This window comes from Methanolacinia petrolearia DSM 11571 (assembly GCF_000147875.1).
Lineage (GTDB): Archaea > Halobacteriota > Methanomicrobia > Methanomicrobiales > Methanomicrobiaceae > Methanolacinia > Methanolacinia petrolearia.
The window spans coordinates 1,027,745-1,047,778 of record NC_014507.1; the positions used below are offsets into that span (position 1 = coordinate 1,027,745).

A 20,034-nucleotide genomic window follows, 5' to 3' on the forward strand; every position below is an offset into this window, starting at 1 on the left:
CCTGAAATCATCAATATAAGGACAAATTACCAATGCCCGTCTTCGGAGGAAAAACGACAGGGAGCTCGCATATAAAAAAAGGTGTTCCCTGTCAGGATGCATTTCGCAGCGAAAAGATCGACAGCGGAGAGATCATCGTAGCTGTTGCCGACGGCCTGGGCAGTGCGGAACATTCGGAGATCGGTGCAAAAATTGCAGTAAATACTGCTGTAGACAAGATAAAATCTCTTTTCACAAACATTGACGGGTATGGAATCCCTGCCGCAGCCCTGATGAAAAACCGGGATATAATAGCGGAAGCATTCTCTGCCTCAAGAACCGCACTAGAGGATTTTGCCGGAGATAACGGGTACCCACTGAGAAAACTGGCATGCACCCTGATTGTAGCATTTACCTGGGAAGGCTATCTGACAACCGGCCATATCGGCGATGGTGCCGTGACTGCACTGATCGAAGACGAGATCAGGATAATCTCAGATCCCGGCAACTCGGAATATGTAAACGAGGTAACTCCTCTGACTTCCGGGAAGATAGAAGATAATATCAGGATAAATGAAAATATCCCGGATGTCAGAGTATTCGCGGCATTTACCGACGGATGCCAGCGGGCATTTTTAGTGAGAAAAAACGGGGAATATCTCCCATATGAACCTTTTTTCCGGCCGATCTTCACCTATGCAAAAGATGTAGCTGATGAAGAAGAAGCATCAGGAGAGATCGTCAGGTTCCTTGAATCGGATAAGATGAATGAAAACTCCGATGATGACAAGACACTTGTAATAGCCGTTCCTGAAAAAGGGGAGGATCACCCCGTATGATCCCGGAAAAGATTGAAGTCTTCGATAACTCCGGAAAGAAGATACGGCTGATCTTTACAGGCAAAAGTGGCGGAGAAGGGGCCATATACGCCATTGAAAAGGAGAAAGATTCCTGTGCAAAGATATTTTTCAAAACCGGAATCTCCGAAGAGCTCCATGAAAAGATCAGGACGATGGTGAAATACCCGCCCGGTGGAGGACTCACGAAACCTGCAGACGAGATCTCCTCAAGTTCAATAGCATGGCCCTCTTCGCCCCTGTACATGGCCGATAATGGCAAACGCAGATTTGTCGGCTATTCAATGCCTAAAATAGATACAGGGATGTTCAGGGAATCGCACATGTATTATGATCCCGGCGACCGGCTTAAAATGCTTGGCGGGTCATTCTCGTGGCAGTACCTCATGACAGCCGCATACAACATCTCGTTTGTCGTCTCAAAGATCCACGAAATCGGGCATTGCGTAGGGGACTTTAGCCCGAGAAATATCCTGATAGCACGAACAGCTGCGGTATCGTTCATCGACTGTGACTCCTTCCAGGTATATAACCCCGAAACCGGCAGAATCTTCTACACAAAGGTCGGAACAGGCGAACTCCTTCCCCCCGAACTGATGGGAAAAAACTTCAGGCAGGAGGAGATTACCAGGCACAACTCAGATCTCTTTGCACTGGGGATAATGATCTTCAGACTGCTCATGAACGGTGCACACCCCTACCAGGCGGCAGGAAAAGATGTCTGGGACCTCCCGACAATAGAACAGAAAACCCTGAGAGGGATCTATCCATATGTTCCGCAGAAGGGAAAGGACATCCGGCCGCCAAGATATGCATCTGCATATGGAGTCGTCCCCCCGTGCATCAGGGACCTTTTTTTGGAATGTTTTGTCAAAGGGCATGGAGATCCGCTCAAAAGACCTTCAGCTGACGACTGGTGCAGGTGCCTCGCTGAAGAGATCAAAAAACTGAAAAGATGCGGCACAAACCCCAACCACTGGTACGGAGGGCACCTTAAGGAATGCCCCTGGTGCGAACTATCCCGGCGTGGAGGTAAAGATCTCTTTCCCTGCACAAAAACAAAGATCAAAGCAGGAGAGAACAGGCAGATCGCCCATTCAGTCTCCGGCCCCGCCCAGATAAAATCCTGCCTCATCCAATGCGATCCCCGGCACTTCAGTTTCAGGACGGACTCCTGCACCACTGTCAAAGGAAAAATCGAAGTGGAGATCTCAGGCTGCAAAGACGGAATACTTTCAGTCGGAAGAGACGCGGAATGGATCACCGACATCCGGAAGACAGGAGAATCAGGGAATAAAAAGACCTTTGAATTTGTCATCGAACCATCACAAATTCCCAATAAAAAAGAGGGCATCAGGAACAGGGCAAATATCCTGCTGAGGGCAGCATCCGAGACAAAAAAAATTCCCGTAGAGATTGGCTTTTTCCTTCGGCCCCTATGCGAACCGGAAATCCGAAAGATAATCCTGAGAGGAATCGATCTTAGAAACCCGGCGGAAATTCAGTTCTCATTAAGAAATGCGGGAGAAGGAACCCTTACCGGTACCGCAGAGACGGACAGGGAATGGCTGAAGATCAGCCCGGAATCATTCTCCGCAGGAGACAGGCAGGAATTCAGGATAAAAATTCTCCCGGAAAAATCACGCAAATCACTGATTCACGGGAATCTGATCTTCAAAACAAATGGCGGGAATCTTAAAGTTCCTCTTTTCGCTTCTGAAACTCTCTCGTGCTCCTAGAATTAGATTTATATGATTGAGCAGATCATATAGAGTCTATGGCGAACAGGACAAAACGAATAGTAATAGTATCCCTGATTCTGGCTGCAGCACTTCTGGTATCAGGTGCATCTGCAATTACAATCAACTCATTCGATATGGATATCGCGGAAAACGGAGACACCACACTTAATTTCGATTACTCGCTTTCAGCCCTGGAATCATTTGCAGTCTTAGTAAAAATTGCAGACCCGGCTGCAGAACTTCAAAATGCCATAGATCAAAGGACAGACCAGGAAGTAGAGGTCCTTGATGCCACATCCAGCAGTACTATACTGCTTGTTCCCGAATACATAAAACCTGAAAGCACTTCCGAAGGGACGACGTATACCACCCCTTCACTGGATTTTTCACAGGCAGAAGATATCCTTAAGGAATACTGGTTTGCTTCGCTTATTACAATCGATCTCTCTCCCGGAATCACAACAGTCACATTTCCCGACGGGTACAGCGAATCATTTACAAACAGCATTCAGATACCTTCGATAACACACACAATATAGATACATCTTAGATCCGCCAATATTTTTCATATATCGAAAATTATCAGTCAATTAAAGGAGGGCAGAGTCTGACCGATCACTGATCTGCATAAATATAAATACTGCAGGTACCAGATGGAAAAGATCAACAAAATTTTTCAAATCAGGGAAATAGTAGTGCATTAAAATGCAAAAAGAAACAAATAAATGAAAATAAATTATCTGTTTATTATCAGAAGGTAACATGGCGGCAATAAAAGTTCTCATAGCTGAAGATGAAATCGTCCTGGCGATGGGAATAGAAAAATCCCTGAAATCGTTCGGTTACGAAGTGGTGGGAAAAGTAACCCGGGGGGAAAACGCCATAATGATGGCCATCGATAAAAAACCCGATATAATACTGATGGACATCCACCTTGAAGGAAAGGTCGACGGGATAGAGGCAGCAAAAGAGATTCATAAAAAACTCAATATCCCGATTATTTTTTTAACAGCCTTCAGCGATGAAGAGACATTTAAAAAAGCAATAGAAGCCGCCCCTTATGGATATCTCGGCAAGCCGTTCAGGCCCGATGACATGCGTACTACAATAGAGATCGCGATAAGCAGGTACAGGGCCGAAAACGCTGAAAAGGCACTTAAAATATCAGAAAAAAAATATGAACTGATCTTCAACGCGATGATGAACGGTTTTGTACTCTATGAGTGCATAACAGATAAAACAGGTAATCCTTCTGATTTAAAGGTTCTTGACGTCAATCCGTCCTTTGAAAGGATCATCGGGTTTAAAAAGGAAGAAATTCTTGGGAAAACCATACTTGAGGTCTTACCCGACTGGCCCGAAGAATGGATAATGGAACTGGGAGATATCGGTTTCGGGGGAGACCAGATCAGCAGTTCCAGGTATGTAAGTCCGATAAAAAAGCACCTGCAATATAACGCTTTCAGCTCTGAACGCGGCAAAGTGGCAACTACCTTTTCGGACATCTCGGATGTTGTCAGGCTGAAACAGAATGAAAAAGAAACGCTCCTGCAGATTGAGAGAAATCTCGAACAACTGGCAATATTAAATGATGAAATCAGAAACCCGCTCCAGATTATCTCCGGTTTTACGCAGATCGACAACTGCGAACATGCAGCCAAGATCCTCGAACAGGTAGCCGCGATAGATAAACTTGTAAATCTCATAGACCAGAGATGGCTGGAATCCGAAAAGATCAGGGATTTCCTAAGGAAACACTACGATTATATTTAGTTTAATGAAAAAGTGATTTCAGAGATAATCATCAAACCATAATGCCTTCGGATTTCTCTTAAAGGACATCATCTTTCCTATATCCCCGGGATTTGCTGCCTGGTGATATTTCATATATACCTTCCCGGAATCCATACCGATCACTTCGATCTTTCCGGTGGCATGCGACATCACATATCTCGCTCTTTTCGCAAGCCCCGAGAGGCTTCGTTTCGCCTTTTCATATATTTCATATGTGTTTTCCACCGGGACGGTGAAATGCCTGTTGCCTGCCGCAGGCCTGCACTGGAAGAGATAATACGGTACATTCCCCGCTTCCGCAAGATTCGAGCAGAGCCCGGAGAGAGTTTCGGGATCGTTGTTTACACCGTTTAAAATCGGTGTCTGGTTGGCAAGAGATGCACCGGAAAGCCTGAGAAGATCCATTGCCTCCTTTGCCTCTTTTGTCAGTTCTCTCGGGTGATTGAACTGCGTCATGAAATAGAGCATCTTTCCAGATCTGCTGTTTTCCTGAATCATAGCCTGCAGAGATTCGTCACCGGTTATCCTAAACGGATTGTATGCCGGCATCTTCGTACCTATTCGTACGGATTTGACATGTTTTATGGAAAAAAGTGCGGATACAATCTTACTCAGCCGGGATGTTGGTATCATAAGTGCATCTCCGCCCGAGAGAAGGACATTCGAGATCTCAGGGTGGCTCCGGATATAATCAATATCTGTTGAAAGATCCCTGATCTTCTCGTCTTCGGGTTTGATGAACAATCTTTTCCTGAAGCAAAAACGGCAGAAGCCGCCGCAATTATCGCTTATCAGCATCAGCGCCGTTGCCTGGTACTTGTGCTGAAGGCCGGGTGATTTCGTATTTCTCGCCTCCATGGACGGATCAAGCGAGCCCCATTTCACCATCTCGGCGGAGTTGGGGATTATTATTTTTTTTATCGGGTCTTCCGGGTCGTCCCAGTTTATCAGCGAAAGATAGTACTGATTCGCAAGGAAAGGAAAATTATTCTCTACCGCTTCCAGGCCGGAGAGTCCTGCATCAAACTGCCTGTTCACCTCCGCGATGCTCGTAAGACATGCATTTTCTGTCATATAACCTCCTGTAAAAGAAAAAAGGGTCTTGGATTGATTTGTATTATATGCCAGTATATAGGTCCCGAACTCCCAAAAAAGTATCTGAAAAAAGCCCTGTTTATTAAAACAGGAAATATAACCCGGAATCAGATTTTTATCCGATAAATATCAATTACTTCACAATGGCAAATAAAAAGGGTCCGAAGAAAAAGAACAAAAAAAGTAAAGGCAAAATTGTAGCAGGAGTCGCTGTCATTCTGATCGTAGTCATATCAGGGTACTCATACGAAGAAGGATACTTTCCTGACGGCTTTTACCTGGGAGAAAAGGACGAGATAACGGTCGGTGCATTCAACGTTCAGGTATTCGGAACGACAAAGGCATCCAACGATGAAGTGATGGATATCCTCTCCGATATTATATGTCGTTACGATATCGTTGCAATCCAGGAGATCAGGGACTCATCAGGAACGGCGATACTGGATCTGATGGAGAAGGTGGACAAGAAAAATCCGTCATACGCGTATGTAATCAGCGAGAGGCTCGGCAGGACTTCTTCAAAGGAGCAGTCTGCATACATCTACAATACGGCCAAAGTGAATCTCTCATCTACCCCGCAGACATATCCCGAGCCTTCAGGAACCGATCCCTTCCACAGGGAGCCTTTCATCGCCTCCTTCAGTTCGACTGAAGGCAGTTTCATTGCGACATTCGCAACCATACACACAGATCCCGACGAGGCGGAGGAGGAGATCGACGCCCTGACCGATGTCGCGGATTACTGCACGGAGATACTTCCCGAAGATGAGATGGTGATCCTGATGGGCGATTTCAACGCCGATTGCTCGTACTTCGATGAAGACGATGCCTCCTCCCCGCTAAGATCGGGAGAATACTCGTGGCTGATAGGAAACGATCTCGATACCACGACCAAATCGACGGACTGCACGTACGACAGGATCGTCGTTCTCGGCGACTACCAAAAATATTACACGGGAGATGCAGGCGTAATCAGGTTCGATGAATTATACGATCTCGACCAGGACCTCACCGAAGATGTTTCGGACCATTATCCAGTTTATGCTAAATTTTATACAGAAGCAAAAGGGATCGAAGGCACGATCGACACCATTTACAACACTGCCGGGAACAATGAAACCTGCGAGGCATGCAGCTCGGGATCAGTAGAGATCACGGGGCTGAATCTCGATGATGAGTGGGTGACGATCACGAACACGGGAGAGAGCGATGTCGATATCACAAACTGGAGGATCACGAACTCAGGATCGAGCTATTCGTATGTATTCCCCGATGCGATCCTGGAATCAGGGGAGACCATAACTCTCTATTCAAAATCAGGAAGCAACACTGAAAACAGTTATTACTGGAACTCGGGAGAAAATATCTGGAACAACTCGGGAGATACTGCCGGGCTGTATGACGAAGACGGAAACCTTATCGACAGTTACGCTTCGTGATCTGCAGCAGGCTTTCAACGCGAGACGGACGCAATAAGCCGTGCGGTCTCCGCCGAAAGATCCTCTTTTCCCTCAATCTTCGATATATCTTTTATCGATTCGAGGATATGAACAGAACTTTCTAGAAAACTTAGTATATCTGCAGGCGCGATATCGATCCCGTATTCGTCGACCATTACCTCACTTATCTGACGGTGATCGAGGCCCGAGATCCGCAGTTCGACGATCATTTTCACAAATTTTCTTTCCGGACACCCGCACAGCGGGTTCTGCCTGCACTTGCAGTCAAGAAAATCCTTAAAAAAATGTATAAGCTGTTCCCTTGTCCTCTTGTCGAGTTTCTGGTAATTCATGCAGGCGCTTACTGCCTCAAGAAACGGCCCTTTGAATACCAGCTCGGGAACACGGAACCCGACAATATTCTGGAGCTTCTTTGCTCCCCTGAATTTTGCCTTCGACGCGATCAAATGCCGACTCCGAACTCCTCGTCGAACTTGCTGAGCGTCTTCATCGCCTCGCCCATATCGTCGACCTCGATGAGCCAGTCGTCGAACATGATCGGCTCATCCACATCGCCGCGCAGGTATTTGCCGCAGCAAGAACCGCCATCAAGCACCAAGGCACCTATATCGGCTGCAATCTCAAGAGCTTTCTCGGGATCTTCGTCTCCCACATCACGGCCGGATTTCACGAGGTCTTTGATCTCTGCAGATGGGATTTCTCCGTTGATGTATTTCCTGCACGAGAGGAACAGGACAAGGAATCTCATCTGAACGCCCTGGAGAATGTCGGTAAGCTCGTTCTCGGGGACTTCGCCCATGATGATCTCCTCGACCTCGTTCATCTTGTCAAGAGCTGTCTTTGAATCGAAACCGTTGTTTTGGAAGATTTTTACAATCTTTAAGACCGAGACATTGAGGTCCTTGGTAAAGTTGTCAAGAGACGCAAGCCCCTCGGGCATCTCATCGGATTCGGGGTCACCTTCGAAATCCAGCTCCATGAGAGTTTTCATCCAGTTGTCCAATCTTTCCTGCGTATAGAAATAATACAGAACCGACTGTGGCTCTGGTTTATCGTCCTTCTTTTTCTTTGCCATAGTTACTAAAGATTTCAATCACTGAATTAAAGATATTTGCTTTTATCCCAATCGTATCCCACCGGACTGATGCAAAGATAATAATGATCAGGCCGTATATATTGAGAGATGAAAAGGGCCGTAATGATAAGATACGGGGAGTTATTTCTCAAAAGCGAACCCGTCATGAGGCATTATGTGGGCGTCCTCACGGCAAATATAAAAAGAGCCCTTGACGCGGAAGAGATCTGCCACGAGATAACGATAACAAGAGGACGGATCTTCGTCTATGGCGAAGATGTGGATGCGATAAATTCCGTCTTATTAAGAATATTCGGGATAGTGGGTACGAGTATTGTTATATGTACGCCGCCGGACAGGGAAACAATAGAGAAGACTGCGGCAATAGTGGCATCGCGAACCCTGAAGCCGGGCATGTCGTTTGCTGTCAGGGCGAGGCGATCGAATATCAAGGGATTCACCAGCCAGGAGCTCGCCGCATCGACGGGATCATGCATATACGAGGCGGTCGGTGACCTCAAAGTCGATCTTGACAATCCCGAATACGAGATCTTTATCGAGGCAAGATCGAACGGGGGTTTCATCTATGAAACAAGAACCCCGGGACCGGGCGGCCTTCCTGTTGGGACGCAGGGGAAGGTTCTGTGTCTTCTTTCGGCAGGAATTGATTCACCTGTGGCCGCATGGCTGGCGATGAGCCGCGGATGCATACCGGGATTTATCTACTTCGACGGCGGGGATTATTTCGGAAAGGACACGAACAGAGCGGTTCTCGAAAACTTGCAGAATCTCTCACGGTGGTACCCGGGCAGTACGGTCGAAGCGGCTTTCATCGACATCACGCCTTTCTTTGACAAACTTACAGACAAGTCGGCAAAGGAAGCCCTGAAGAACCGCTGCATCATATGCAAGAGGTTCATGCTCAGGCTTGCGGGGAAGTGTGCACTTGACTGGAAGTACCTTGGCCTTGTAACAGGCAACAGCATCGGCCAGGTCGCCTCCCAGACACTAGCAAATATTGGGATTCTCGGGAGTGCTGTTCCGGAAGGTATTGCATTGATCGAACCGCTGATAACGTACGACAAGGAAGATACGGTAAAAATCGCACGAAATATCGGAACATTCAGGGAGAATGCGGGAGACCTCTCTTGCGGGGTTGTTCCCTCACACCCGTCGATTGCTGCGACCCTCGCGAAGGTAATCGAGGATGAAGGGATGCTCGGAATTCCTGAACTTATCGAAGAATGCATCCCGCGTAAAACAATTTACAAAGCAAAAGACGGAAAATTGTTGGATTGATTCTTATTTTTTTTGTGAATTTTTTTGGCTTTTTGCTGTTTCATATGGGCAAGTAATTTCGAGATAGCACACATTCTCACATACGTTCAGAGCTCAAAAATGCATCACATTTTATCATTCTCACGTGCGTTTGGATATTACATACATAACACTGATGTATTGCTTACATACCTAACTATACCTTATTTAGGCAACCCCGGCACCGGCGGCCAGGCCGCCGGACGGCCCCTGCCCAGGGGCCTTGCCCTAAGATAATCTTCTCACGGCACGCTCAGGAGACCGGCAAGGGTCTCCCGAGCTGTTGAACTTAGTTTGCTATGGTTATGTCCTATTCCGTACACGCCATGAGTTTACCGTACCTCGCCATTGAGAGGCCCCGGGGTCGGGGCCGATCCGTGAGCCTGCTGTGCGGCTCGCGGCGAGGGGTTGCCAAAAGTAGTGAAACTTGCTTTATTTACTCACATGAAACAGCAATGAGCCAATATTTTAAAAAAAAATTTATTTTCCCGGATTATTCCCGGTTCACGACAAGGCCGTTCTCTTCCGCAACATCCTGGAAGGCCTTTGCAAGATACTCGATCTGATTATCGGTAAGCCCGAACGTGTTGTACTTCCAGACCCTTGTCGATCCGGCGATCATCCCGGTTATGCCTTTCTTCTTCAGGTCGCCTGAGAGGAAGAATCCGCGTTTTTTATGGGTCTGCGCAACCTTGTCGAACGAATCGATGGTATTGATCCTGGTCAGCGTGTGCTCTCTCGGGCACTTACTCAGGCAGACCGTTCCTTCGATCGAGAGCAGGGCGTCGGTAACGATCCTGCTGTGTTTTACCTCCTCATTCCAGTTTTCTACACGCTTCTGTACTGCCGGGAACGATGCGATGAGCCCCATGACAGTAACTCCCATCAGGGTGCAGCCCATCAGTTCGACCTCCTTTATGCCGAATGTTCTGCCGGTCACATCGCCTTTCGCCTGCGTTGTTCGGAATATTTTTTCCGCGTACTCCTCATTTGCGGCAAGAACACCGGAGGGAGCAGGAGCAGCCATACTCTTGTGGCCGGACCCGACGAGGAAGTCGGCGCCGAGATCCTTTCCGTCGACCGGCATGATACCTACAGTATACGCTCCGTTTACGAGCACCGGAACGTCATACTGATGGGCAGCCTTCGTTATTCCTTTGATATCGTGTATATGCCCGTACTGGTAGTCGACGTGCTCGACGAACATCAGTGCAGGGGGCCTTCCGAATTTGCTGATGACTTCTTCTATCTTCTGAGCCGCCGCGTCCGCCGTGATATGCTTATCATCGCTGAGCGGGATCTCGACCGGGATTCCGCCGGACTGCTCGACAGATACGAACTCTGTGTAATGGGAAAGAGATGTGAGGACGACCGGATCGCCCTTTGAAACCATGCTCGATGCGACCGCCTGAAAACCTCTTCTTGCACCCGGAACGACCCTGAGCTGATCCATATTCAGCCACTTTGCACAGTCCTCATGGAACTCTGCAAGCGGCGGCTTCTTGATATAATCCAGCCTGAAGGGCTTTAGGCAGTTGTCGCAGACCGAATAGCCGTCCGCATAAGCGATAACCGCCTTATGAGCCTCGGGAGTGAGCCTTCCGCCGGCCTGGATCGGGTCGATGTTGATATACATCTCCTCGACGTCCCTTGCCTCTATCGAGCCCGTGCACTTCATTTCAGCACCTCTTCTTCAAGGATTCCTACCTGTTTCTTCAGCTTTTCAATTATCTTTGCGGCCTCTGCCTTTTGGGTCTCGTCGAGCTGATGTGTCGGGGCGGTCAGCCGGTAAAGCGCCCTGATATCGGTCAGCAGGAAGAAAGCCTGAAACATCGCATCTACTCCTCTCCGGGACATCAAATCACCTATACAATTTCATTCCGATATTGTATAACTGAATCGGGAAATAATTATCTTAAACCCGCCGGATTCACTTTCACCTCTCCCGGTAACTGGTTATAACTAAACCAGAACGACAATGAAAATAATAAGCGGATGAAGCAGAAATAAGATATCAGGATATTCAAGATGAAGATCGTCCACATCGCCGACACACACCTGGGACTTGCGGGATTCAACAGGATCGACCCCGATAGCGGGATGAATCTTCGCGAGAGATTAGTCTACGACAACTTCCTCGAATCGATGAAGATTGTTGTCAGGCAGAAGCCGGATGCCGTCGTTCATGCAGGCGATCTCTTCGACAGGGTCAAACCGCGAACGCATGCATACATCGCGGTGATGTCCGCACTCAACATGCTTGAAGAGGCCGAAATCCCCCTAATTCTTATCTCCGGCAACCACAGCATGCCAAAGACCCGCTACACTCCTTCTCCTTTCGAAGTGCTCAAATATCATAGGGCGGAGGTTCATTGTGCATACAAATACAGTTATGAAAAATCAGAGGTCGGCGACACCACTTTTCACTTAATCCCGAATATGCTGAATGCGTCGCAATACCGGGACGCATTCAACGAGATCGAGATCAGCCCGGATACATGTAATGTCATGGTGACTCATGGCCTCGCTACCACCCTCAGGGACTACCGCCTCAGGACGGTTGCTGAACACGAGATCGATTCGACGATGCTCTCGGAGGATTTCAATTATATCGCCCTCGGCCATTTCCACGGGCAGAAGCAGGTTTCCGAAAACGCATGGTACTCCGGCTCGATCGAATACTGTTCATACAACGAGATCAACGATACGAAGGGCGGCCTTGTTGTCGACACGGAATCGGGTGAAGTTGTCCCGCTTAAACTCCCCAACACTCCTATGGCGAACCTCGGGAAGATCGACTGCGGCACCATTACCCCCTCTGAGATCACTGAAAAGATCGCATCGATAATCGACAGGATGGAAGATCCCGCAGGAACAATCTGCCAGGTCAGGCTTGAAAACATCCTCAGGGAGAAGATGAGAAATATCAACAGGGAAGAGATGACCGCTATCAAAGACCTGGTTCTCAATCTCAGGATCACGACCGACACGATAGATCCTGTAAATCGGGGTTTTGAGGCCGAAGATCCTTCATCCGTCGATTATGTAGATGAGTTCAGGAAGTTCGTAAGGATACAGGGGCTCGAAGGTGGTCTTGAAGAAAAGGTCATAAAGACAGGCACGGGGATATTCAAAACGGTGCTTGAGAAACACAGGGAGGCGGAATAGTTGATCCTTGAGAGAATAGAGTTTAAAAATTTCAAACGTTACTCCGACGAGACGATAAATTTCAATGACGGGATCACAGGGATCATCGGCAATAACGGCTCGGGTAAGAGTACGATAGTGCAGGGAATCCTCTTCGCACTCTATGGTGTCAGGGCGGGGATCGAAGGGGATTTCATCAACAGTTCCGGTTCGAACAGCAAGGACAAATGCTCTGTATCTCTCGACTTCCAGAAAGACGGGAACAACTACACCATTACCCGCTGGTACAGGAAAACTCCCTCCACGACCCAGCACGAGGCCCAGATTAAGATTAACGGAGGTCTCCTCGCTGACGGGGTCAGCCAGGTCGAAGCGGAGATCGAGAGGATCGTTGGCATGGCGGCCTCGGACTTCAAGAACACAATATATGCCGGCCAGAAGGATCTCAGCTCTCTTCTTGACGATTCTCCCGCGGAAAGGCAGAAATGGTTCATGAAGATGCTCGGCATCGATTTCCTGAAAAAAGAAGCCGACGCGAAGATAAAGACGCTCATCGACGAATGCAAAACGAGCATGGCAGGTCTCGGGAGCTATCTCGAAGAGAAGGAGAAAGAGAATCTCCCGGGGAGGATCGATGCTGCGGCAGCGGAGATGAAGCAAGCCGAAACAGATCTTAAAAAAACGTTCATGGAGATAAAAGATCTCGAAGGAGAAGAGACTGAACTTAAGAAAACCGCTGATTCCCTCTCCGAAAAGTGGAATAAGTACAGGGAGCTCGAAAAGGATATAGGTCTTATCTGGGAAGCGAACAGGCAGAAGTCGGATTATAGATCAGCATTCGGCAAAAAGCTGGCCGAATATGAAAAGATGCTCCCTGTATTCGAGAAACCGGCGGCTTCAGAAGAGAATTATCGCATTGTAAAAAGTGAATACAACGAATACAAGGAAAAGGAAAAGGCTCATTCAAAGATCTCATCACTGATTGAAACTCTCGAATATAAACTGAACTTTGAAAGATCCGGGCTAGACGAGATAAACAGGAAGATCAAATCGTTATCTGCTGATAAAAAGAGACACGACGAGATCCTTCCTGAAATTTCTAGGCGTAATGAGCTCCTTGAAGAATATGATAGGCTGAAAAAATGCGAAGAGGAATTCAGGCGGCTTGAGGGCAAGAGGATCGGAGTCAGGGAGCAGCTGAAGCACTACACAAAACAGGCGGAATCTTTAAGGAATGAGATCGAAAGGGCTGAAGAAAGGCTGAAAGTGATAGGCTATTCCGGAGAACTCGATTTAAAGATCGAAGAACTCGAAGCTGCGGAAAAAAGGCTCTCCAAAGAATCAATAGAACTCACAGAATTTGTCAAAACACTTGACCGCGAGAGGAAAAAACTCTCGAAGGAGCTTGAGGAGATCACCGCACTCGGGGAGGATGGAGAATGCCCCACGTGCAAGAGAAGGCTCGGAGATCAATACATGATTCTCGAAGAGTCACTGAAAACAACAATCGAATTGAATGAAAACGAATGCAGCGGACTGAAAAATAAAATCCTAAAGATACAAGCTGAGTATGAGAAGGCAATTCATAAGCTGGACAAACTGAAATCGGTCAAGAGAGAAGCCATCGGGATCATATCTGTGCTTGAGGCAAATAAGAAAAAGAGACAGGAACTCTACCTGAAGGTCGAAGAGACAATCGGAGACGAAAGCAGGTTAAACGAAGATATCTCTAAGATCTCTTTTTCAGATTCGGCAATCAGGGAAATGGAGGGATCGATAAAATCGCTGGAGGGGATCTTTTATGAATTCCGGGATATAGAGATGAGATTAAAAGAAGAACAGTCGCTCTCTTCCTGCAAGGCAGATACTGAAGGCAGGATCTCGAATATCTCCCGGAATATCGAAAACGAAAATAAAAAACTCTCGGAACTCGGGTTTGACCCTGAGAAATACAAGAGACTTGAAACGGCTTTCGAAGAAGCCGAAGCTCTCCACCAGAGATACCTCGAACTTAAACCGAAGATCGACCAGATCCCTTCGCTGAAAGATGAGATCAGGAGTCTTGAAGAAGAAATGAATCTCAACTCCAAAAAGATCTCTACGACTGAAGCAACGCTGAAATCCATGGAGATCTCTGATGAGATGGTTAAATCCGCACTCTTGAATGTCGAGGACTGCAGGAAAAGGATCAATGGAAAGAAGATCGAAGCAGGAGAACTTGAAAGCAGTATAAAGTATCTTAAAAAAGAGATCGAAAGACTGGAGAAAGAAACTGCCGATATCGAAGAGAGAAAGAAAAGATATTCGGAACTCCAGGAGAGAATGGTCGTTCTCGAAAAGACACGCGGGTTGATGAAGGAGTATATAGTATACCTCCTGAATGTTATCAGGGCAAAGATCGAGGGCGAAGTCGGACAGGTTCTTTCGGAGATCACCGGCGGCAGGTACGAAAACGTCCTCATCGATGAAAATTTCGATATCCTTGTAAATGACCTCGGCGAGAACTTCCCCGCAAGAAGATTCTCCGGGGGAGAACAGGACGATATCGCAATAGCGTTGAGGATTGCACTGAGCAGGTATCTTGCCGATATGCACCACATGAACGGCGGGACGTTTATGATCTTCGACGAGATCTTCGGCAGCCAGGACGAAGAGCGGCGGAACAACCTGATATCTGCTCTAAGGACGCAGGAGTCGCACTTCCCGCAGATCTTCCTGATATCCCATATCGGCGATATCCAGGGGGAGTTCTCGACGTCCCTCCTTGTAAAGATAAAAGATGACTGGAGCAGCGAGGTAATCGAGGTGTCGGATTGAGAAACAACAGATTATATCGGGACGATCTCGACTCAGTCGCCGGGTACATCAACGGGATCTGCTCTGGCGAACCACTGAAGAGGATTATCGAAGACGCCCCGATAAATCCCGAAGACTTCAGAAGCCCGGCAAATGGATTTGACTCCACCGTTGCGGCAGTCGACGGGAGCAACGCCATGATCCTCGAATCCGGTTCCTTTTCAGTCGTTGCACTACGGGCGGTCTCGGTCGCATTCAGGGGAGGAGAACGGCTCTTCACAAAGACAACCCCCCTGAGACTTCCACGTATTTCTAAATTACATACCCATGAGGAATATCTTAACCTCTATAAGGAATGCTTTAAGAAAGAACCTAAAAATCTCATCTATGATGAACCCTCAAGAGCTGCATCGGTCTTCAGGGATACACTGGAGTATTGGACAGCAAAGGAGACAGTTAAAGAATTAAGAAGAGGTGACTGTCTTATGTTAGACGGCAGCCTTAAAACAAGTCATGCTACTCATCATCCTGTTATCTCAGATATAGTCGAAGATTGTAAAGAAACGGGGATCTATCTCGTCTCAGTTTCGAAAAGGACTTCGTTGACATGGAATGGATTTCCCCTCGACATCACACTCAACGCCGTTGCATCCGAATTCAGGATTAAAGCTCCTTGGTATATCGAGGTACCCGAAGAAATCATAGACCAAAAACAAAAAGATGAATGGCAAAATGGAAGAAGCTACATTATAAAACTTCACCCTGCATCGGAAATCGTTTTAAGGGCCGAAATTCCTAAAAATCTAACTGATGAATATACAGACAAAGCTCTTTCCGCCTGTGCTGAGTATTCAGGCGACGGGAGAATCCCGGGTTACCCGTATCCCCTGATGGAGGCGCACAGGGAATGCTGCATCACGCAGGAGATAACCGATATCATCAGGCAGGATGTTATCGGCAGGATTGATGAAAACGGCATCGACCGGACAAGATACAACCAGCTCTTCGGAGACCTTCACGATGAATTTGCAAGATATTGAAACGAACGACTATTCCAAGTACAGGCTTGTCGGAAACAGCGTGCTCTCCTACAGGTTCACGGTTCCGCACAATGAAAAGATATTCGTGGGTGACATCCTCAAGATAACGGACAGTGAAAAGGACCTTGTTTTCTTTGCAAAGATAACCGATCTCCTTCATGACAGCAACTTCGCGGATTCCAAATGGGACACGAGGCCCCATACGAACCACTTCTACAATCTCGGTGAGGACGTATACATCACCGCGGAAGCCACGCCCCTCGGGTGCATTGATAAGAGCATTGGATCAGGAGGAACCTTCAGGAAGGCCAGAACGATCCCGACCAAGTTCTCGGAAGTCTCAAAGCCCGACGACGAGGACTTCAGGTTCCTGAAATCGGTGATGGGCGACATCGAGGTAGGCATGATGCGAACAGGGCAGGAAGTCCTGAAGGATGTTCCTGTCTCCCTGCACAGTTCAATCCTGCCGCAGCACATGGGCGTCTTCGCTACGACGGGAATGGGAAAGAGCAACTTCATGAAGACCTTCTGTGCATCGTGCATGAAGGGGAGGAAGTTCGGCCTCCTGATGGTCGATCCCCATGGGGAATATGTTGCGGGCGGGAGGTCTTCGACAGGAGATAAGGTGACAGGCCTTCTTAACTATAGCAACGGGAGGGACGGCCTGACAGTATTCACGATAAGTGATCTGAATATCAAAAGATACAGCCTGAACAGGCTTACGCTCTCGTACGACGATTTCAGGGCGTCCGATCTCTTCCTCCTCTACGAGCATTCGCAGGCCCAGAGAGAGCTTGTAGAGATCCTCGACGATCTCGACGGCGGAGATCTGATTGACTTCTTCATGAATACCGATTTCTCGGAGTTCGACCCGCAGGTTCCCGAGACTTACACAGGGCCCCACATCCATATCGCATCAAGAGTCAGGAACTTCAGCCCGAGCACACTTGAAGTCATCCAGAGAAGAGTGAACTCGCTCGTCAGCAGAAATTCAAAATTCCTAAAACCAAGAACCTCCGCAATCGACGAGATCGTCACTGCACTTCACAACAGGAAAGTCGTACTGATCGACATTCCCGGGATGAGCGAACAGAGCGAGCTCCTCGTACTCTCGATAATCACAAGAAAACTTCTAAGGATTCACCAGAACGAAGAGAAATTCACAGACACGGGTTCGGACGATATAGAGAATGTCCTCATTACTATAGAGGAGGCACAGAGGGTCCTCGGGTCAGGAGCGGGAAAGACACAAATCTTCAGGGAATGCGCAATGGAGGGCCGTAAATTTGGCATAGGTCTTTGTGTAATCACCCAGCAGCCGAAGAATATCGATCCCAAAGTTCTTGCCCAGCTCAATACATTCGTAATCATGGGGCTTGGGGACAGGAATGACAGGCAGATAGTCTCTGCGAGTGCAAAACAGGATCTCTCGGAGATGGATACCGAGATCCAGACGCTCGATACCGGTGAGGCGATCATAAGTTCACCGAAGATCCCGTTCCCTGTCAGCACCAAAATTCACAAATTCGAAACATATGTAGCATCCCTTAATAAGAAAACACCCAAATCCCCCACTCCGGAGAGAATCGGATTCTGATTTTTGCAAATTTCTCCGAAGTAAAAAAGAAAATTTAAACCATTTTCACACCCAAAAATATATAAAATGAGGTACTTCACCGGGGATACAAGCTATTTTAAAAAGACTATGCTTCTCGGCATAATGATCGGCCTGATCTCCGGGTTCGGAGCCCTGTTTTTTTTCTGGGGACTTAAGTACGGTTCGCTCTTCTTTATGGACTGGATTGTCAACTATACCGTCCCGAGAGAGGGTCAGACCGCCGCCCAGATCGCCGGGTGGACTCCACCTATCAATATCTGGCTGATTCTCCCCGTAATATCATTTGGTGCGCTTCTCTCCGGAATTTTGGTATACACTTTCGCACCCGAGGCTGAAGGCCACGGAACGGATGCGGCAATACGTGCATTCCACAAGGAAGGAAGAATCCGCCCCCGGGTTGTTATCGTAAAGGCAGTCTCTTCAATTCTCACGATATCCACAGGAGGAAGTGCGGGCAGGGAAGGACCGACGGCACAGATATCAGCTGGATTCGGGTCGGTGATGAGCGACGTTTTCAAGTTGTCCGAACACGAAAGAAGAATCGCGATTGCAACCGGTATCGGTGCAGGAATCGCAACGATCTTCAAGGCCCCGCTTGGAGGTGCACTGCTTGCCGCAGAGATTCTCTATTACCGTGATTTCGAATCTGAAGCGGTCGTCCCGGCCTTCCTTGCCTCGATAATAGGTTACTCGATATTCGGTTACTTCGAAGGATACGACCCGATATTTTCAGGTGCCGAAATTTCGTGGAACGTGACGCAGATCCCGTTCTTCCTGGTACTTGGAGTGTTTTGCTCTGCATTCGGTCTTCTCTATATCAAAACTTTTTATTCCACGAGAGATCTCTTTTCAGGATTTTTCACAAAACATAATATCCCCAATCATTTCAAACCGCTCGCAGGTGCGGTAATTATCGGGCTTCTCGTTATCGCACTTGCGCACATCTCCCATGACACCATGATTGCAGCTCTCGGAGGTCTCGGAGCAGGTTACGGTTTCATCCAGCTTTCGTTATACAATATGCTGCCCCTGACTGTGCTTCTCCTCCTTCCGTTTATCAAGATCATAACGACATCACTTACGATAGGATCAGGCGGGAGCGGCGGTGTGTTCGCGCCCGGACTTGTTATAGGCGGAGCAGTAGGCGGGGCTCTGGGAATGCTGTTCCATTTCTTTATCCCTGAGATTATACCGCTTGCTACGGTTCCCGCATTCGTGATCGTCGGAATGATCTCTCTCTTCGGTGGCATATCCAATGCACCGATAGCCGTGATGATAATGGTCGTCGAGATGAGCGGCGACTTCTCGCTCCTTGTTCCTGCGATGGGCGCTGTCGCGATCTCCACCATACTCACCGGAGACAGCACGATATTCAGGGAGCAGGTCCCGACAAAGGCACAGTCCGGTGCCCACAGGGGCGAATACAACGTCGAGATTCTGGAAGAGATTCCCGCAAGAGAGGCGATGACTAAAAAGGAAGATCTAATCTGTATCAGTCCGTCGGACTCGGCAAAAGAGGTCATTAAGATTATGGACGAAAGTCTCCACACAGGTTTTCCGGTCATTGAGAACGGAAAACTCGTGGGAATAGTAACCCTGAGAAATATCCGGAAGGAGATGGACAATTCAGAAGATGTCGAGATAGAAGAGATCATGGTCAGGGAACTGGTAACCATCAACTCAAGCTCATCTCTTGAAAAGGCCCTGTCCGTCATGATGTCTAACGCAATACATCATCTTCCTGTGGTGGACGACAATGATCCCGAGAAGCTTGAAGGGTTCATTACATCTACTGATATCATGCGGGCTTACACAAAAAGAATGAATCAATAATCTGGATTTTTTTTAGAAAACTCTTTTTTAAATTTTTCAACAGGCGGCAACCCTTGCGCAGTTCGCTTCGCGAACACGCCCTGACCTCAGGGCTTGCGCTATCACGATAACCCGGCCTGGACGCTACCCTCCGGGTAGCCTCGGCCGAGAAGATATGAATATTTAGAATCTGAAGTGGTTCTAGAGGATCAGTCGAAAAAGGAACTCTCTTGGAGCCGGAGGGATGCTTGCCCATCCCGACGGCGACCTATCGCCATGAGAGGGAGGGTCACAGGGAGGGG

At 47.9% G+C, this 20,034-nt stretch carries 16 protein-coding genes; 11 read left to right on the plus strand and 5 right to left on the minus strand.

Going from position 1 to position 20,034, the window contains the following annotated elements; translation table 11 throughout:
* Nucleotides 1–32: 32 nt before the first annotated feature.
* The 4 genes from MPET_RS05230 to MPET_RS14415 all read left to right on the plus strand — a co-directional run bounded on the left by MPET_RS05230 (nt 33) and on the right by MPET_RS14415 (nt 4,351).
* Nucleotides 33–818, plus strand: coding sequence for a PP2C family serine/threonine-protein phosphatase (locus MPET_RS05230; RefSeq protein ID WP_013328964.1), 786 nt, complete (start codon nt 33–35; stop codon nt 816–818).
* Entirely contained in the window at nt 815–2,575 is a 1,761-nt protein-coding gene (locus tag MPET_RS05235; protein WP_013328965.1) for a helix-hairpin-helix domain-containing protein, read from the plus strand. The genes MPET_RS05230 and MPET_RS05235 overlap by 4 nt, the downstream gene beginning before the upstream one ends.
* Before the next feature lie 38 nt (nt 2,576–2,613).
* Nucleotides 2,614–3,117, plus strand: coding sequence for a hypothetical protein (locus MPET_RS05240; RefSeq protein WP_013328966.1), 504 nt, complete (start codon nt 2,614–2,616; stop codon nt 3,115–3,117).
* Nucleotides 3,118–3,340: 223 nt separating this feature from the next.
* Complete coding sequence (locus MPET_RS14415; RefSeq protein WP_013328967.1) at nt 3,341–4,351, plus strand: ATP-binding response regulator; 1,011 nt, start codon at nt 3,341–3,343, stop codon at nt 4,349–4,351.
* 18 nt (nt 4,352–4,369) lie between these two features.
* On the opposite strand, the gene MPET_RS05250 is transcribed toward MPET_RS14415, so the two are convergent.
* Entirely contained in the window at nt 4,370–5,446 is a 1,077-nt protein-coding gene (locus MPET_RS05250) for a KamA family radical SAM protein (protein WP_013328968.1), read from the minus strand.
* Between the two features lie 164 nt (nt 5,447–5,610).
* On the opposite strand from MPET_RS05250, the gene MPET_RS05255 reads away from it, so the two are divergent.
* On the plus strand, nt 5,611–6,906 hold the full coding sequence (locus tag MPET_RS05255) for a lamin tail domain-containing protein (protein WP_013328969.1): 1,296 nt from the start codon (nt 5,611–5,613) through the stop codon (nt 6,904–6,906).
* A gap of 14 nt (nt 6,907–6,920) precedes the next feature.
* Here the strand turns inward: MPET_RS05255 and MPET_RS05260 are convergent, their stop codons facing one another.
* Both MPET_RS05260 and MPET_RS05265 read right to left on the minus strand, forming a co-directional pair.
* Nucleotides 6,921–7,373, minus strand: a complete 453-nt coding sequence (locus tag MPET_RS05260; RefSeq protein WP_013328970.1) for a DUF5814 domain-containing protein — start codon at nt 7,371–7,373, stop codon at nt 6,921–6,923.
* A complete protein-coding gene (locus MPET_RS05265) occupies nt 7,370–8,002 on the minus strand; it encodes a DUF2150 family protein (RefSeq protein ID WP_013328971.1) in 633 nt (210 codons plus the stop codon). The genes MPET_RS05260 and MPET_RS05265 overlap by 4 nt, the downstream gene beginning before the upstream one ends.
* 108 nt (nt 8,003–8,110) lie before the next feature.
* On the opposite strand from MPET_RS05265, the gene thiI reads away from it, so the two are divergent.
* On the plus strand, nt 8,111–9,301 hold the full coding sequence (gene thiI / locus MPET_RS05270) for a tRNA uracil 4-sulfurtransferase ThiI (protein ID WP_148222188.1): 1,191 nt from the start codon (nt 8,111–8,113) through the stop codon (nt 9,299–9,301).
* A gap of 511 nt (nt 9,302–9,812) precedes the next feature.
* Here the strand turns inward: thiI and pscS are convergent.
* The gene (gene pscS, locus MPET_RS05275) at nt 9,813–10,997 is read right to left on the minus strand and encodes an O-phospho-L-seryl-tRNA:Cys-tRNA synthase (protein WP_013328973.1); all 1,185 of its coding nucleotides are present in this window, start codon (nt 10,995–10,997) and stop codon (nt 9,813–9,815) included.
* A complete protein-coding gene (locus MPET_RS05280; protein ID WP_013328974.1) occupies nt 10,994–11,176 on the minus strand; it encodes a hypothetical protein in 183 nt (60 codons plus the stop codon). The genes pscS and MPET_RS05280 overlap by 4 nt, the downstream gene beginning before the upstream one ends.
* A 171-nt stretch (nt 11,177–11,347) precedes the next feature.
* On the opposite strand from MPET_RS05280, the gene MPET_RS05285 reads away from it, so the two are divergent.
* The 5 genes from MPET_RS05285 to MPET_RS05305 all read left to right on the plus strand — a co-directional run bounded on the left by MPET_RS05285 (nt 11,348) and on the right by MPET_RS05305 (nt 19,753).
* Nucleotides 11,348–12,487, plus strand: coding sequence for a metallophosphoesterase family protein (locus tag MPET_RS05285; protein WP_013328975.1), 1,140 nt, complete (start codon nt 11,348–11,350; stop codon nt 12,485–12,487).
* Nucleotides 12,488–15,283 (plus strand): AAA family ATPase, encoded by a 2,796-nt coding sequence (locus MPET_RS05290; RefSeq protein ID WP_013328976.1) that lies wholly within the window; start codon nt 12,488–12,490, stop codon nt 15,281–15,283. It abuts the gene before it with no gap.
* On the plus strand, nt 15,280–16,302 hold the full coding sequence (locus MPET_RS05295) for a DNA double-strand break repair nuclease NurA (protein WP_013328977.1): 1,023 nt from the start codon (nt 15,280–15,282) through the stop codon (nt 16,300–16,302). Before MPET_RS05290 ends, MPET_RS05295 begins: the two co-directional genes overlap by 4 nt.
* The gene (locus tag MPET_RS05300) at nt 16,283–17,899 is read left to right on the plus strand and encodes an ATP-binding protein (protein ID WP_013328978.1); all 1,617 of its coding nucleotides are present in this window, start codon (nt 16,283–16,285) and stop codon (nt 17,897–17,899) included. The genes MPET_RS05295 and MPET_RS05300 overlap by 20 nt, the downstream gene beginning before the upstream one ends.
* Nucleotides 17,900–17,965: 66 nt before the next feature.
* Nucleotides 17,966–19,753 (plus strand): chloride channel protein, encoded by a 1,788-nt coding sequence (locus MPET_RS05305; RefSeq protein WP_013328979.1) that lies wholly within the window; start codon nt 17,966–17,968, stop codon nt 19,751–19,753.
* Nucleotides 19,754–20,034 lie beyond the last annotated feature (281 nt).

Excerpts from the sequence above, each read along its gene's own strand:
- MPET_RS05240 (WP_013328966.1), top strand. The coding sequence starts at position 2,614 with ATGGCGAACAGGACAAAACGAATAGTAATAGTATCCCTGATTCTGGCT.
- MPET_RS05235 (WP_013328965.1), top strand. The coding sequence starts at position 815 with ATGATCCCGGAAAAGATTGAAGTCTTCGATAACTCCGGAAAGAAGATA.
- MPET_RS05285 (WP_013328975.1), top strand. The coding sequence starts at position 11,348 with ATGAAGATCGTCCACATCGCCGACACACACCTGGGACTTGCGGGATTC.
- MPET_RS14415 (WP_013328967.1), top strand. The coding sequence starts at position 3,341 with ATGGCGGCAATAAAAGTTCTCATAGCTGAAGATGAAATCGTCCTGGCG.
- MPET_RS05300 (WP_013328978.1), top strand. The coding sequence starts at position 16,283 with ATGAATTTGCAAGATATTGAAACGAACGACTATTCCAAGTACAGGCTT.
- MPET_RS05305 (WP_013328979.1), top strand. The coding sequence starts at position 17,966 with ATGAGGTACTTCACCGGGGATACAAGCTATTTTAAAAAGACTATGCTT.
- MPET_RS05250 (WP_013328968.1), bottom strand. The coding sequence starts at position 5,446 with ATGACAGAAAATGCATGTCTTACGAGCATCGCGGAGGTGAACAGGCAG.
- MPET_RS05280 (WP_013328974.1), bottom strand. The coding sequence starts at position 11,176 with ATGTCCCGGAGAGGAGTAGATGCGATGTTTCAGGCTTTCTTCCTGCTG.
- MPET_RS05230 (WP_013328964.1), top strand. The coding sequence starts at position 33 with ATGCCCGTCTTCGGAGGAAAAACGACAGGGAGCTCGCATATAAAAAAA.
- thiI (WP_148222188.1), top strand. The coding sequence starts at position 8,111 with ATGAAAAGGGCCGTAATGATAAGATACGGGGAGTTATTTCTCAAAAGC.
- MPET_RS05255 (WP_013328969.1), top strand. The coding sequence starts at position 5,611 with ATGGCAAATAAAAAGGGTCCGAAGAAAAAGAACAAAAAAAGTAAAGGC.
- pscS (WP_013328973.1), bottom strand. The coding sequence starts at position 10,997 with ATGAAGTGCACGGGCTCGATAGAGGCAAGGGACGTCGAGGAGATGTAT.
- MPET_RS05265 (WP_013328971.1), bottom strand. The coding sequence starts at position 8,002 with ATGGCAAAGAAAAAGAAGGACGATAAACCAGAGCCACAGTCGGTTCTG.